Annotated in this window: 10 protein-coding genes, 1 tRNA gene and 2 pseudogenes; 9 read left to right on the forward strand and 4 right to left on the reverse strand. The window is 61.3% G+C overall.

Features of this window, described 5'->3' with window-relative positions:
- Positions 1-22: 22 nt before the first annotated feature.
- Positions 23-3,766, forward strand: a complete 3,744-nt coding sequence (locus PspS04_RS24990; RefSeq protein WP_159998233.1) for a bifunctional diguanylate cyclase/phosphodiesterase — start codon at positions 23-25, stop codon at positions 3,764-3,766.
- Between the two features lie 15 nt (positions 3,767-3,781).
- Positions 3,782-3,858: transfer RNA gene (locus PspS04_RS24995), tRNA-Ile, on the forward strand.
- 625 nt (positions 3,859-4,483) lie between these two features.
- Here the strand turns inward: PspS04_RS24995 and PspS04_RS25000 are convergent.
- From PspS04_RS25000 to PspS04_RS25015, 4 genes and pseudogenes are all read right to left on the reverse strand, one after another.
- A complete protein-coding gene (locus tag PspS04_RS25000) occupies positions 4,484-4,771 on the reverse strand; it encodes a type II toxin-antitoxin system RelE family toxin (RefSeq protein WP_159998235.1) in 288 nt (95 codons plus the stop codon).
- Entirely contained in the window at positions 4,761-5,000 is a 240-nt protein-coding gene (locus PspS04_RS25005; RefSeq protein WP_159998237.1) for a type II toxin-antitoxin system RelB/DinJ family antitoxin, read from the reverse strand. Before PspS04_RS25005 ends, PspS04_RS25000 begins: the two co-directional genes overlap by 11 nt.
- Before the next feature lie 320 nt (positions 5,001-5,320).
- A pseudogene (locus PspS04_RS25010) lies at positions 5,321-5,575 on the reverse strand (HipA N-terminal domain-containing protein); the annotation flags it as partial.
- Positions 5,575-5,793: pseudogene (locus tag PspS04_RS25015) on the reverse strand (helix-turn-helix transcriptional regulator); the annotation flags it as partial. The pseudogenes PspS04_RS25010 and PspS04_RS25015, both read right to left, overlap by 1 nt.
- A 248-nt stretch (positions 5,794-6,041) precedes the next feature.
- Between PspS04_RS25015 and PspS04_RS25020 the strand changes: the two are divergent.
- From PspS04_RS25020 to pqqB, 7 genes are all read left to right on the forward strand, one after another.
- Positions 6,042-6,836: a lipopolysaccharide biosynthesis protein gene (locus PspS04_RS25020; RefSeq protein WP_095170607.1), complete on the forward strand. Its 795-nt coding sequence runs from the start codon at positions 6,042-6,044 to the stop codon at positions 6,834-6,836.
- Between the two features lie 90 nt (positions 6,837-6,926).
- Complete coding sequence (locus tag PspS04_RS25025) at positions 6,927-7,388, forward strand: Lrp/AsnC family transcriptional regulator (protein WP_095170609.1); 462 nt, start codon at positions 6,927-6,929, stop codon at positions 7,386-7,388.
- 140 nt (positions 7,389-7,528) lie between these two features.
- On the forward strand, positions 7,529-9,211 hold the full coding sequence (locus PspS04_RS25030; protein WP_095170611.1) for a flavin monoamine oxidase family protein: 1,683 nt from the start codon (positions 7,529-7,531) through the stop codon (positions 9,209-9,211).
- Positions 9,212-9,223: 12 nt separating this feature from the next.
- Positions 9,224-10,018, forward strand: a complete 795-nt coding sequence (locus PspS04_RS25035) for a carbon-nitrogen hydrolase family protein (RefSeq protein ID WP_159998239.1) — start codon at positions 9,224-9,226, stop codon at positions 10,016-10,018.
- Between the two features lie 48 nt (positions 10,019-10,066).
- Complete coding sequence (gene pqqF / locus PspS04_RS25040; protein WP_159998928.1) at positions 10,067-12,550, forward strand: pyrroloquinoline quinone biosynthesis protein PqqF; 2,484 nt, start codon at positions 10,067-10,069, stop codon at positions 12,548-12,550.
- 138 nt (positions 12,551-12,688) lie between these two features.
- Positions 12,689-12,763: a pyrroloquinoline quinone precursor peptide PqqA gene (pqqA, locus tag PspS04_RS25045; RefSeq protein WP_003194766.1), complete on the forward strand. Its 75-nt coding sequence runs from the start codon at positions 12,689-12,691 to the stop codon at positions 12,761-12,763.
- Between the two features lie 85 nt (positions 12,764-12,848).
- Positions 12,849-13,760, forward strand: a complete 912-nt coding sequence (gene pqqB / locus PspS04_RS25050; RefSeq protein WP_095170617.1) for a pyrroloquinoline quinone biosynthesis protein PqqB — start codon at positions 12,849-12,851, stop codon at positions 13,758-13,760.
- The last annotated feature ends 84 nt before the right edge of the window (positions 13,761-13,844 follow it).

The following is a 13,844-nucleotide window of genomic DNA, read 5'->3' on the forward strand; positions in this document are numbered from 1 at the left end:
CCCAAGCCATAACGAGACCGTTATGCCCAGACTCCCGGCCGTGCTGCTACTGTCGCTGATGACCTGGACCGCAACGGCTGGCGCGCTGACTCTTAATGACGAAGAACGTGGCTGGCTGGCGGCTCATCCAGAGTTACGCCTGGGCGTCGACGCGTCGTGGCCGCCATTCGAGTTTCGTGACGAGCAAGGCCGCTACCAGGGCCTGGCGGCGGACTACATCAACGTCGTGCGCGATCGTCTGGCCGTCAAGGTTACGCCCGTGGAGCCGGTCAGTTGGACCGAGGTGCTGGACCAGGTCAAAAAGGGCAAGCTCGACCTGCTGCCCGGCATCATGTCCACCCCCGAGCGCCAGAACTACCTGGCCTTCACCCGACCCTACCTGGATTTCCCCATTGTTATCCTGGCCCATGTGGGAGGCGCTCAGCCCCATAACCTTGAGGACCTCTACGGCCTGAAAATCGCCGTGGTGGAAAACTACGCTCCGCACGAACTGCTGCGCACCCAGCACCCCGATCTCAACCTGGTGCCCTTGCCCAATGTCAGCTCGGCGCTGCAGGCCCTGGCTACCGATGAGGTCGACGCCGTTGTCGGCGACCTCGCGTCCAGTGTCTGGAGCCTGCGCCAACTCAAGCTCGATGGGCTCTACGTCAGCGGCGAAACCCCCTATCGCTACCAACTGGCGATGGCTGTGCCACGGGATAACAAACTGCTGGTAAGCATCCTCGACAAAGTGCTGGCCGACATGAGCCCCGGGGAAATCAGCGCCATCCAGGAGCACTGGGTAGGCAACGTCCTCGATCACCGGGGCTTCTGGTCCGACCTGTTGATCTATGGCCTGCCCGGTGTGGGCTTGCTGATCGCGATTCTCGCCGTGGTGATCCGCATCAATCGCCGCCTGAGCTCGGAAATTTCCCGGCGGGTCGCCCTGGAACAGGAACTGCGCAGCAGCGAATACCATTACCGCGGCCTGGTGGAGAGTTTGTCCGCCATCGCCTGGGAAGCACGCATCAGTGACTTCACCTACAGCTACGTGTCGCCCCACGCCGAAGATCTACTCGGTTACCCCCTGTCCCACTGGTTGATTCCCGGCTTCTGGCGCAACATCATTCACCCCGCCGACCTGACACGGGCCCAGAGCTTCTGCGATCACGAAGTGCTGGCCGGGCGCGATCACAGCCTCGACTACCGAGTGATCACGGCCGACGGACGTTGCCTGTGGGTACGCGACATCGTCAGTCTGATCGAACACGGCCACGAGCCGATCATGCGTGGCCTGATGATCGACATCAGCGAAGCCAAGCGCACCGAAGAAGCCCTGCGCCTCTCCGAGCAGAAGTTTGCCTCGGTGTTCCAGCAGTGCCCGGACATCCTGGTGATTGCGCGCCTGTCCGACGGTTGCCTGCTGGAAGTCAACGAGGCCTTCGAGGAGCAGATCGGCCTGAGCGCCGAACAAGTGGTGGGACAAACTGCCACCGATCTGAACATCTGGGGCATTGCCGGCGTCGGCCCGGGACTGTTGCAGCGTTTGCAGGCCGGCAGCATTCGCAACCTGGAGATGCCCTTTCGCCGCAGCAATGGCCAAGTGTTCACCGGCCTGATCTCCGCCGAGCCCTTCGAGCTCGACACCACACCAGCGCTGGTGGTGGTGGTCCGGGACATCAGCCAGCTCAAGGAAACCCAACAGCAACTGCAGACCTCCGAAGAGAAGTTCGCCAAGGCCTTCCATGCCTCACCTGATGGCCTGCTGCTCTCACGGGTCAGCGACGGTCTGCTGATCGAGGTCAACGAAGGGTTCAGCCGCATCACCGGTTTCAATAGCGCCATGTCCCTGGATCGCTCGACCCTCGACCTGGGGATCTGGGTCAACCTCAATGAGCGGCGCAAAATGCTCGACCTGCTCAAACGCGACGGCTTCGTGCGCGACTTCACCTGCCACATCCGGCGCAACGACGGGCAGATCCGTCTCTGCGAAATGTCCAGCCGACCGCTACCGATCGGCGAAGAAGAATGCATGCTGACCATCGCCCGGGACATTACCGAGCGGCACCTGATGCAGGAAAAACTGCAACAGGCTGCCACCGTGTTCGAGAGCACCGCCGAGGGCGTGTTGATCACCGACACCCAGCAGCACATCAGCGCCGTCAACCGTGCCTTCAGCGAGATTACCGGCTACAGCGAGACCGAAGCCCTGGGCCACACACCCCGGCTCCTGGCCTCGGGCCTGCACGACAGCGCCTTCTACGCGGCCATGTGGCATCAGTTGACCGCCGAGGGCCATTGGCAGGGCGAGATCTCCAACCGGCGCAAAAATGGCGAGCTGTACCCCAGCTGGCTGACCATCAGCGCGGTGCGCAACAAGGACCGCTTCATCACCCACTTCGTCGCGGTGTTTGCCGATATTTCGAGCCTCAAGCACGCCCAGGCCAAGCTCGACTATCAGGCCCACCACGACCCGCTGACCGGCCTGCCGAACCGCACGCTGTTCGAAAACCGCCTGCTGACAGCCCTCAACGGCCAACGTGAACAGGGTGGCCTGGGGGCCGTACTGTTTCTCGACCTCGACCGCTTCAAACACATCAACGACAGCCTCGGGCATCCGGTCGGCGACCTCCTGCTCAAGGGCATCGCCGTGCGGCTCAAGGAGCAACTGCGGGACATCGACACCGTGGCCCGCCTGGGCGGCGACGAGTTCATCATCCTGCTGCCGGGCCTGCAGCAAGCCAGCGATGCCGACAACATCGCCAACAAGCTGCTGAACTGCTTTGGCGCGCCGTTCCAGGCCGGTGAACATGAGTTCTTCATCAGCGCCAGCATCGGCACCAGCCTCTACCCCAAGGACGGTAGCGACGTCGCCACCCTGGTCAAGAACGCCGATGCGGCCATGTATCGCTCCAAGGCCAAAGGCCGCAACCGGGTCGAAAGCTATACCCGCGACCTCACCGCCCAGGCCAGCGAGCGCATAGCCCTGGAACATGAACTGCGCCGCGCCATCGAACGCAACGAATTGTCCCTGTACTACCAACCGAAAATCAGCCTCAACCATCCACGCCTGGTCGGCGCCGAAGCGCTGATCCGCTGGCACCACCCGACCTTCGGCGATGTACCGCCCGAGCACTTCATTTCCCTGGCCGAAGAAAACGGCATGATCCTGCAGATCGGCGACTGGGTACTGGAACAGGCCTGCCTGCAGATGCACGAATGGAGCAAGCGCTACGAGGGGTTCGGCTCACTCTCGGTCAATCTCGCCGGCGCCCAACTGCGCCAGCCCAACCTCTTGGGGCGCATCGAACAACTGCTCAGGGACAACCGCCTCAAACCCGGCCTGCTGCAACTGGAGATCACCGAAAACTTCATCATGAGCCAGGCCGAAGAAGCCCTGGAAGTCCTGCACCAACTCAAACGCCTGGGAGTGCAACTGGCCATCGACGACTTCGGCACCGGCTACTCCTCCCTCAGCTACCTCAAGCGCCTGCCGCTGGACTACCTGAAAATCGACCAGTCCTTCGTCCGCGGCCTGCCCGACGACCCCCACGACGTGGCCATCGTCCGCGCAATCATCGCCCTTGGCCGCAGCATGCAATTCACCATCATCGCCGAAGGCGTGGAAACCCAGGCCCAACAGCAATTCCTCGCCGGCGAAGGCTGTGAACAGATCCAGGGCTACATCGTCAGCCTGCCCCTGCCCGCCGACGAATTCGCCGCCACCTTCCTTCGTATCGCAGTTTCGGACTTTTCGGATAGCACAGCCGAGAAACCATCGCTATAATCCGCGGCCTACTGAGGGCCTATAGCTCAGTTGGTTAGAGCAGAGGACTCATAATCCTTTGGTCCACGGTTCAAGTCCGTGTGGGCCCACCAAACAAGAAAGCCGCGCATTGCGCGGCTTTCGCCTTTCCGGTCGGTTGAAACTGCACATTTTTCACAAGCCAGGAAGTCCACAAAACGTCCACATCAGTACAGTTACTGCAGCAACCGGTGGGTGTGCTTACGGGATATCCACCCTTACAGGCCATCCTCCCCGATGACCGAGACGTGCAGCCAGTCGCGGTTTGAGCCATCCAAAAACTTCCAGCAGCGCCCTATCTTAGAGTGTCATCTGCACCTGTGTAGCCTTCATGGATGGGTCAACTCTAAGTTGAACCCCTGTGCCTTTGACCATCCTGTAATTGCGCAGGATTCCTAGTGGAGCATCGCGCTCGCACATGAAGTTCCTGACTGCCTTCCCCACCTGTGAGGCGCTCGTCACCAGAGCCCGCCACTCGGTGCAATGCTGTTCAGTTAAGGAGTGCGATGCTTTTGTAGGAGCGAGCGCCCGCTTGCGGCTTGCTCGCGAAAAACGTCAACGATAACGCGTGTGTTCAGTATAAACGCGGCGTCTTTGAGTTCTTCGCGAGCAAGCTCGCTCCTACAAGTGTGACGCTCCCTTAACTGAACAGCATTGCGCCACTCGGTGGGCTTTTCGCTTACAGATGTGCGGTGCTCGCTAGCTCAACCGCTCAACCGCTTTACGATAAACCTGCTCACGCTCGCGCTTATCAACGGCCACCACAAACACCATGACCTCTTGGTCGATCACTTGATAAACCAGCCGATAGCCGCTGCTACGCAACTTGATCTTGTAGCAGTCGGGCAACGCATGCAGACGGTTGGCTTCAATACGCGGATTGACCAGGATCGTAGCCAGTTTCTTCTTGAGTTGCTGGCGAACGGTATCCCCCAGTTTGTGCCACTCCTTTAACGCCCGCGCATCGAACTCAAGGCTATAGGTCATCTAGTGAAACCTTAACCCGCTGGGGAGCAGCCAGTCGCTCGCGCACCGTAGCGATCAAGGCTTCATCGTCCTCGGTCATCAGGACGGGCTTGAAGGGTAGCTGACCGCGCTCTGCCACGTACTGCAAGGCTTGGCGCATCAACTCAGACGGGGTGACGCCGAGTTTTTCCAGCTCGTGGTAAGCACGCGCCTTGAGGTCGTCGTCGATACGGACATTGATGGATGCCATGGGATGGCCCTCACTGTAATGACATTAGTCTTTACGTTGAGGCAAAAAAGTCTTTTTGGCAAGCCTGCAAGCGACTGTCCTTCACACAATCCACACGTTAACTGTGACGCCTCACAACTTTGCGCACCAAGCCCAACACAGGCTCACAACACCTCTGCGCCAGGAAAAAACACGCCCAAAGAAAAAAGATCGAAGGAACGCACTTTTCCCCCTCCCGCCGGCGGGCTTTGCGTTGAAATTTTGCGAAAAGATTTGGGTGATGAAAACACCCCTCGCGGCCAGACCGGCTACGAGGTTTGGCAGGTTGGGTGCGCTAATTACAACATGGGGTCGACATTGGCCACCTTAGCCAAGCGATTACGCAACTGTTCCAGGACGTAACCTTCCGGCAGGTTCATCTGGAAGATCGGGTGAAGTCCACGGTGGCGGTATTCATCCAGGCGCACAGGCATTAGCAAACTGATCGCCGTCTGCGCCTTGGCATCTTCGTGATAGCGAAACAAATAGTCCCCACCACTGCCCAGGATCTTCCCGCTACTACCTTCAGGTGTCGTAACTCGCAGTACATTGCTCATCAGTCGAACACTCCCTGGATTTCATCAAGCGTCGGCATGGCGGCCGGAACTATAGCGAACTCACCATCCAGAGCCCCCAGGACTCGCGCATAAGCGACCATGCCCACCGACAGATCACCCTTTTCGATGGCGATAACCTTCTGTCGAGTGATGCCCGCCAGGGCCGCGAGGCGGGCTTGGGTCAGCCCGCGATTCAGGCGGCGTTGGCGGAGCTGCTCATACCCTCAATATTCCCCGCCCTTCGTTCCCTGCAACAGCTTTCCCAGCTATTTGCGACCGCCTGCCCATTCGTGCGTTTAGGGGTTGGTCACATCACTCAGCATTTGCTAGATTCGAGCCTTGCCTGCCTGGCGAGCCTGAGAGTTGTGGGCGTCATTCCGTGCTTGAATCAGCCGCGACTGATCCCGTTTCCGGGCGTATAAAAAAACATCAATACAGTCAATGGCATACCTAGCGGACATCGGACATGGAAGTAGTTCAGGCACATCCAGCAGTAGACTCCAGGTTGAGTCATGTGCGTGATTTCGAAGAGTGTCGCCACACCGAGAGCGGCGCTGTGTTTATTATCGCCTCGGGCAGTTCGGCCAAGGACTTCCCGATCGAAGAATTCGCTCACATCCCGATGATCACCATGAATGGTGCGATCTCGCTGTTCAGCAAGACGGCCATCCGGCCGCACTTCTACGTTTGCACCGATATGAGCTTTCCGCTCCAGCAGCCTGAGTTTTTTGCCCATGCGATGAAAATCAGCCAACGGGTTGCCTTGTGGGCAGAGTATGCGCGCCGCACAAACGTGCACCCTGCCGGGAAACTGTTCACGCTCAAACGTGCCCCGAAACAAACCTGGCTCGACTATTTTTTCCGGCGCAACAAGAACCTGGTGCAAAGCCGTGCGCCCATCGGGCAACGGGCCAAGAGTATTGGCTTCAGCAAGAACCTCAGTGATGGTTTTTTTGATGCCCGCACGGTGGCCTATCTGGCATTGCAACTGGCCCACCACCTGGGCTTCAGCAAAGTGTTCCTGGTGGGGGTCGATCTGAATCAGTCCACCGGGCGTTTTTATGAAACCACAGGCTCAGTGCTTTCCCCTTGCGGCCTCGACAAGCATTTCCACACGCGGATTCTTCCCTCGTTGAAGTTGATGTCGAACAAAGTCATGGGGGAAAACTTCGCCGTGTATAACCTGTCCAGCAGCTCGCGGATTCCCGACAGTGTGATTCCGAGAATCGATCTCCCGGCCCTCAGAACCCTTCTCAAATGAGACCTTAAAGGGCGCAGTTGTCCCCCCAGCGCCGCCATGGATGTGCTGTAACATGCACGCCCACTGACCTGTGCTGTTGGAGAAGCCGTTTTGCCTGACACTCGCCCCCTCGCGCTCGATGAAATCGACCGCCAATTGATCGCCGCCTTGCAGCTCAACGCCCGCGAAAGCGTGGCCATGCTCGCCCGGCAACTGGGCATTGCGCGCACCACGGTGACGTCGCGCCTGACGCGCCTGGAAAAGGCCAAGGTGATCACCGGCTACGGCGTGCGCCTCGGCCAGCGAGTGGTCGACGGGGGCTTGCAGGCCTATGTCGGCATCACCGTGCAGCCGCGCTCCGGCAAGGAAGTACTGCGCCGCCTGAGCAGCATGGCCCAGGTCCAGCAACTCTGTGCGGTCAGCGGTGAGTTCGATTACGTCGCCTGGCTGCGCACCGAGTCGCCGGAGCAACTGGACCAGTTGCTCGACCAGATCGGCAGCGTCGATGGCGTCGAGAAAACCACCACCTCGATCATCCTCAGCAGCAAGATCGACCGCGGCCAGCCAGTCTGACCAGAATATTCGTCATATCGAAGCATCACCATGCAAAACGACGACACTTTGCGTCTTATTAACGTGCACTACGCTCCCTAGAATGGCGACAGTCTTTTCCTATACTCAGCACCACGTGCGAGTCGCCAGCAAGGTCAGCCATGAACAACAACAATCGCCATCCTGCAGACGGTAAAAAACCGGTCACCATCTTCGGTCCTGACTTCCCTTTCGCCTTTGATGACTGGATCGAACACCCGGCCGGCCTGGGCAGCATCCCGGCGCACAACCACGGCGCGGAAGTGGCGATTGTCGGTGCCGGCATTGCCGGGCTGGTGGCGGCGTATGAGCTGATGAAGCTGGGCTTGAAACCGGTCGTCTACGAAGCCTCGAAAATGGGTGGGCGCCTGCGCTCCCAAGCCTTCGAAGGTGCCGAGGGGATCATTGCCGAACTGGGCGGCATGCGCTTCCCGGTGTCGTCCACCGCCTTCTATCACTACGTCGACAAGCTGGGGCTTGAGACCAAGCCCTTCCCCAACCCGCTGACGCCGGCCTCCGGCAGCACGGTCATCGACCTGGAAGGCCAGACCCACTACGCGCAAAAACTCGCCGACCTGCCCGCGCTATTCCAGGAAGTCGCCGACGCCTGGGCTGACGCCCTGGAGGACGGCTCGCGCTTTGGCGAGATCCAGCAAGCGATCCGCGACCGCGACGTACCGCGCCTCAAGGAGCTGTGGAACACCCTGGTGCCGCTGTGGGATGACCGCACCTTCTACGATTTCGTCGCCACCTCCAAAGCCTTCGCCAAGCTGTCGTTCCACCACCGCGAAGTGTTTGGCCAGGTCGGTTTCGGCACGGGCGGCTGGGACTCGGATTTCCCCAACTCGATGCTGGAAATCTTCCGCGTGGTGATGACCAACTGCGACGATCACCAGCACCTGGTGGTCGGCGGCGTCGAACAAGTACCGCTGGGTATCTGGCGTCATGTGCCGGAACGTTGTGCGCACTGGCCAGCGGGCACCAGCCTCAGCTCGCTGCACAACGGCGCGCCACGCACCGGGGTCAAGCGCATCGCCCGCGCTGCCGATGGGCGCTTCAGCGTCACCGACAACTGGGGTGATACCCGCGAGTACGCGGCGGTGCTGACCACCTGCCAAAGCTGGTTGCTGACCACCCAGATCGAGTGCGAAGAATCGCTATTCTCGCAAAAGATGTGGATGGCCCTGGACCGCACCCGCTACATGCAGTCGTCGAAGACCTTCGTCATGGTCGACCGGCCGTTCTGGAAAGACAAAGACCCGGAAACCGGCCGCGACCTGATGAGCATGACCCTCACCGATCGCCTGACCCGTGGCACCTACCTCTTCGACAACGGCGATGACAAGCCTGGGGTGATTTGCCTGTCGTACTCCTGGATGAGCGACGCGCTGAAAATGCTCCCGCAGCCGATCGAAAAACGGGTGAAACTGGCCCTCGATGCGCTGAAGAAGATCTACCCAAAAGTCGACATCGCCGCGCGCATCATCGGCGATCCGATTACTGTGTCCTGGGAAGCCGACCCGCACTTCCTCGGCGCGTTCAAAGGCGCCCTGCCCGGCCATTACCGCTACAACCAGCGGATGTACGCGCACTTCATGCAGCAGGAAATGCCGGCCGAGCAGCGCGGGATTTTTATCGCCGGCGATGACGTATCCTGGACCCCGGCCTGGGTCGAAGGCGCGGTGCAGACCTCGCTCAATGCGGTCTGGGGCATCATGAATCACTTCGGCGGCAGCACCCATGCCGAGAACCCGGGCCCGGGTGATGTGTTCAATGAAATCGGGCCAATCGCCCTGCCCGAGTAAGAGGAGTCCGAAATGCGCGTAGCCCTGTACCAATGCCCACCGCTGCCGCTGGACGTTGCCGCCAATCTGCATCGCCTGCAGCAGCTCGCGACAGAAGCCAAGGGCGCCGACCTGCTGGTGGTTCCGGAAATGTTCCTGACCGGCTACAACATCGGCGTCGACGCGGTCAACGTCCTGGCCCAGGTGTACAACGGTGAAGCCGCGCAACAGATCGCCCAGATCGCCAGAACCTCGGGGGTCGCCATCCTGTATGGCTACCCCGAGCGTGCCGAGGACGGGCAGATCTACAACGCCGTGCAGTTGATCGACGCGCAGGGCGAGCGCCTGTGCAACTACCGCAAGACCCACCTGTTCGGCGACCTCGACCACTCGATGTTCAGCGCCGGCGAGGACGACTTTCCCCTGGTCGAGCTCAACGGTTGGAAGCTCGGTTTTTTGATCTGTTACGACCTGGAGTTCCCGGAGAACGCCCGGCGCCTGGCCTTGGCCGGAGCCGAGCTGATCCTGGTGCCGACGGCCAACATGATCCCCTTCGACTTCATCGCGGACGTCACCGTGCGCGCTCGTGCCTACGAGAACCAGTGCTACGTGGCCTACGCCAACTACTGCGGCAGTGAAGAGCAGATCCACTACTGCGGGCAAAGCAGCATCGCCGCACCGGATGGCAGCCGTATCGCCCAGGCTGGCCTCGATGAAGCGCTGATCGTCGGCACCCTGGATCGCCAATTGATGCTCGACTCGCGCGCCGCCAATCGCTATTTCCTCGATCGTCGGCCAGCACTCTACGACGCGCTGAACAAGCGCTGACCCAAGGTTTTCGCTAGCATGAGCACTTACCCAGTAGCGGAAGTGCTCATGCCTGCGCCGATCCACCCCCTTGTCCACCACGAAACCCTGGCCAACGGCCTGCGGCTTGCGCTGCGTCATGCGCCCGGTTTGAAACGTTGTGCCGCCGTGTTACGGGTGGCCGCCGGCAGCCACGACGCGCCCCTGGCCTGGCCTGGCCTGGCGCATTTCCTTGAGCACTTGCTGTTCCTTGGCACCGAACGATTTCCTGCCAGCGATGGGCTGATGGCCTACGTGCAACGTCAGGGCGGCCAGTTGAATGCGCAAACCGGCGAGCGCCGCACAGACTTTTTCTTCGAACTGCCGCCCGAGGCTTTTGCGGCGGGACTCGAGCGCCTGGGCGATATGCTCGCCCACCCGCGACTGCATCCGGACGAGCAACTGCGTGAACGGGAAGTGCTGCAAGCCGAGTACCTCGCCTGGTCCCAGGATGCCGCAGCCCAGCAACACCAGGCCCTGTTCGACGGCCTCGCGGCGGATCACCCCTTGCGCGGTTTCCACGCCGGCAATCGTGACAGCCTGGCGGTGCAGCACCCTGAGTTCCAACAAGCGCTCAAGGACTACTATCAGCGGTTTTACCAGACCGGGCAGATGACCTTGAGCCTGGTGGGCCCGCAGCCTATGGATCAATTGCAGCGCCTGGCGCAGCAACTGGTCAGCCCGTTGCGGGTCGGCGTCCGGCAACCGCAAAGTCCGCCGCACCCTTTGATGTCCGAGGCGGTCAGCAGTTATCAACAGGCCAGCGAACAGCAACTCAACCTGCTGTTCGCCTGCGAAGGGTTGCCCGAGTCATCCGCCGAAGCCCTGGACTATCTCTGCACCTGGCTCAATTGCGCCAAGCCCGGCGGCCTGCTCGCCGAGTTGCGCCAGCGCCAGTGGGTCGACAGCCTCAAGGCAACAGCGCTGTACCACTTTGCCGGGCAAGCGCTGCTGCATGTGCAGTTCCAGCTCAGTGCCACCGCTACCGCGCAGCCTGCCTCAATCCGCAGCCTGTTCAACGACTGGCTGAGCTTCTTCGGCCAGCAGTACACCGCGCCAAAACTCGGCGAAGAATATGCCCTGCTGCAGCAACGCAGGCGCCAGTCGAGCAACGCCTTGAGCCTCGCTCGCCTCGACATCGAGCCCGTGCAACCGCTGCTGCCTGAGTCCGCGGTCGGTGCCCTCGCGACGATCTTGCAACAGCTCGATCCGGCACCTGTGGATAACCCGGCCATCACCTGGCAACTGCCACCGCCCAATCCGTTCCTGCGCAGCGCCGAAGAGCCGCCAGCCGCCGGCCTGATTCGCGGCCAAACCAGTGCGCACCGGGGCTTGCGCACCTTCGCCCAGGACCGCACCCGCGGTCGTCGCGAGCGTTCGGCCTTGCAGTTCAACCTGGCGCTGCCAGACACCAGCGGTGAAGGGGCTGTGTGCCTGCGCTGGCGCCTGGCCTCAACTCCGTCGGCCAACCTGCAGCCGGTGCTGGCCCGCAGCCTGCAAGGCCTGATCGACGACGCCGGCCAAGCAGGCGTCGAATTGTCGTTCAGCGAAACTGGCGACCAATGGCTGCTGAAGTTGCTGGGTCGACATGAGCCGATGCCGGCAATTCTCGAACAGGCGCTGTTGTGCCTGACCCAGCCCGCCGCCGAACACTGGCACGCCACACAAGCGCCGCCAGGGTTGATCGCCATCCGACAATTGCTCAAGGCCCTGCCTGAGGTGTGCCTGGGCCAGACGCCAGGCGCGGTTGCAGACGCTGCCGGCCCTGCGGACCTGCCCGCGATCTGGGCCAGTGCGCATTGGGATGGCCTGGCTGCCGGCCTGCCCGCCAGCGCACACACCACCATTACCCGGGCCCTGAGTCGGGCTCCGGGCATCGCCGACAGTGAGCCGATGCCACCCGTCGCCATCGCCGGTCAACGACTCTGGAGCACAGTGCCCTGCCAGGGTGGCGAGCACGCGCTCTTGTTGTTCTGCCCCACACCATCGCGGGACGTGGCCGACGAAGCCGCATGGCGCCTGCTGGCCCAGCTCAGCCAAACGCCTTACTACCAGCGCCTGCGGGTCGAACTGCAGTTGGGCTATGCAGTGTTCAGCGGGGTGCGGCAGATCCACGGGCAAACCGGCCTGCTGTTCGGCGTACAGTCGCCAGGTACCCCGGCAGCGCAACTGCTCGCTCACATCGAGGCGTTTATCCAGCAACTGCCAACGCAACTCGCCAGCCTGGACGATGCCGCGCTGGCCGAACAATTGCAGACGCTGGCCGGACAACTCGACAGCCATACCCTGCCCTTGCCCCAGGCCTTCGAGCTGCTCTGGCAGGGCAAACTGGCCAACCACCCGTCGGATTACCTGATGCAATTGCAACAAGCTGTACTGAATCTGCAGCGTCCCGCCCTGCTGCACGCCGCCCACTGCCTGGAGCAGGCCGCTGGCGGATGGCAATGTGTGTCCAGCGATGCCGGCCCACAGGGCGCGTGGCAAACGAGTGGGGGATCATTACCGGGGCTGTAATGGGTTTTCTTCGAGAGAAGTCTCCAATAAGCGGAAACGTTTCAGTAAGATAGCCACCTAAGCATCTGAACATCTCCGGCTGGAGATGAACTATATGTATAGGGTTCACTCATTCCATCCATTTGAAGGAGCATCTTTATGACCTGGTCCAAACCTGCCTACACCGACCTGCGTATCGGCTTTGAAGTCACCATGTACTTCGCCAGCCGTTGATTTTGCCTGCGGGCGGAACACGCGGTACAACGCCTCGGCCAGCCCGGGGCGTTTTCATTTTCAGCGTTGATGTGATGGAGCAGCCATGTTTGTCCAGATTCTAGGTTCCGCCGCCGGCGGTGGATTTCCGCAGTGGAACTGTAACTGCGTGAACTGCGCCGGGTTTCGTGACGGCAGTCTGCGGGCCCACGCGCGTACCCAATCGTCGATCGCGATCTCCGATGACGGCGTGAACTGGGTGCTGTGCAACGCATCGCCGGACATCCGCGCGCAACTCCAGGGTTTTGCGCCGATGCAGCCTGGTCGCGCCCTGCGCGATACGGGGGTGCAGGCAATCATCCTGATGGACAGCCAGATCGACCACACCACCGGCCTGTTGAGCCTGCGTGAAGGTTGCCCGCACCAGGTCTGGTGCACCGACATGGTCCACGAAGACCTGAGCAGCGGCTTCCCGCTGTTCACCATGCTCAGCCACTGGAATGGCGGCCTTGACTGGAACCGCATCGAGCTCGACCAGAGTTTCAGCATCCCGGCCTGCCCCAACCTGCGTTTCAGCCCCCTGCCCCTGCGCAGCGCCGCACCGCCCTACTCGCCGCATCGCTTCGACCCGCACCCGGGTGACAACATCGGCCTGATCGTCGAAGACCTGCGCACCGGTGGCAAACTGTTCTACGCCCCGGGGCTGGGCAAGGTCGACGCGCCGTTGCTGGAGATCATGGCCGGTAGCGACTGCCTGCTGGTGGACGGCACGCTGTGGGACGACGACGAAATGCAGCGCCGCGGCGTCGGCACCCGCACCGGTCGGGAAATGGGCCACCTGGCCCAGAACGGCCCGGGGGGTATGCTCGAAGTGCTGGAGCAACTGCCCAAGCAACGCAAGGTGCTGATCCACATCAACAACACCAATCCGATCCTCGATGAAGACTCGGCCGAGCGTGCCGAGCTGGTGCGGCGCAATGTTGAAGTGGCGTATGACGGCATGAGTATTGTGCTGTAGCGGATGGCCTCATCGCGAGCAAGCTCGCTCCCACATGGGATCTGTGGCGCATACAAAACCTGTGGGAGCGAGCTTGCTCGCGAT

It is taken from the genome of Pseudomonas sp. S04 (assembly GCF_009834545.1).
Classification (GTDB): Bacteria; Pseudomonadota; Gammaproteobacteria; order Pseudomonadales; family Pseudomonadaceae; genus Aquipseudomonas.

Excerpts from the sequence above, each read along its gene's own strand:
- pqqB (WP_095170617.1), top strand. The coding sequence starts at position 12,849 with ATGTTTGTCCAGATTCTAGGTTCCGCCGCCGGCGGTGGATTTCCGCAG.
- PspS04_RS25005 (WP_159998237.1), bottom strand. The coding sequence starts at position 5,000 with ATGGCATCCATCAATGTCCGTATCGACGACGACCTCAAGGCGCGTGCT.
- PspS04_RS25035 (WP_159998239.1), top strand. The coding sequence starts at position 9,224 with ATGCGCGTAGCCCTGTACCAATGCCCACCGCTGCCGCTGGACGTTGCC.
- PspS04_RS24990 (WP_159998233.1), top strand. The coding sequence starts at position 23 with ATGCCCAGACTCCCGGCCGTGCTGCTACTGTCGCTGATGACCTGGACC.
- PspS04_RS25020 (WP_095170607.1), top strand. The coding sequence starts at position 6,042 with ATGGAAGTAGTTCAGGCACATCCAGCAGTAGACTCCAGGTTGAGTCAT.
- PspS04_RS25000 (WP_159998235.1), bottom strand. The coding sequence starts at position 4,771 with ATGACCTATAGCCTTGAGTTCGATGCGCGGGCGTTAAAGGAGTGGCAC.
- pqqF (WP_159998928.1), top strand. The coding sequence starts at position 10,067 with ATGCCTGCGCCGATCCACCCCCTTGTCCACCACGAAACCCTGGCCAAC.
- PspS04_RS25030 (WP_095170611.1), top strand. The coding sequence starts at position 7,529 with ATGAACAACAACAATCGCCATCCTGCAGACGGTAAAAAACCGGTCACC.